At 70.3% G+C, this 649-nt stretch carries 1 protein-coding gene; it reads left to right on the top strand.

Annotation, left to right across the window (positions count from 1 at the left end; translation table 11 throughout):
• Positions 1-192 precede the first annotated feature (192 nt).
• Complete coding sequence (locus IXW69_RS11380; protein ID WP_194786445.1) at positions 193-567, top strand: cupin domain-containing protein; 375 nt, start codon at positions 193-195, stop codon at positions 565-567.
• Positions 568-649 lie beyond the last annotated feature (82 nt).

The following is a 649-nucleotide window of genomic DNA, read 5'->3' as shown; positions in this document are numbered from 1 at the left end:
CGCGCATTAGAGTGAGTCACGAGGACCTCCGTTTGAGTTGGTGTGACCGTCGACAAGCCACACCCAACGGGGGTCCTCCCCACTACGTCAACCCTTCCCAGTGTCACCAACCTGTCTGCCACCAACACCTAGGCTGGCAAGGAATTGTCACGTCCAACCCCAGTTCTAATACTGGTCACCCAGGAGGTCATCGTGCCTGCCACGTCCGCCGCCCAGTCCACCTTCTCCCTCAACGTCAACGCGAGCGCCCCGCTGCCGGCCAAGGGCCGCGCGACCAGCGTCGTCACGAACAACGAGGCGCTGCGCGTCCTGCAGCTCCTCCTCGCCGCGGGCGAGCGGGTGCCGGACCACTCCTCCCCCAAGGCCCTCGTGGCCACCCTCCTCGAGGGCTCCCTCGACTTCACCGTCGACGGTCGCACCGAGCGCCTCGCGCCCGGCGACGTCGTCTACGTCGCGCCCGGGACGAAGCACGACCTCGCGGCCGTGGAGCCCGCCCGGCTCCAGCTCGTCCTGGTCAACACCGACCGTCTCGGAGCCGACCAGCTGAGCCCGGCCGAGGCGCTCTGAGGCCCCGGAGGCGACGGCGCTCCGCCGACGCCTCCGGGGCCGGGCACTGGCCGGACAGGCCCGTCGCACGAGCGGGAGCGGG

The organism is Actinomyces haliotis (genome assembly GCF_015355765.1).
Taxonomy (GTDB): domain Bacteria; phylum Actinomycetota; class Actinomycetes; order Actinomycetales; family Actinomycetaceae; genus Actinomyces; species Actinomyces haliotis.
The sequence above is the reverse complement of the archived record's forward strand: the minus strand, read 5'-3'. Positions and strand labels throughout refer to the sequence as shown.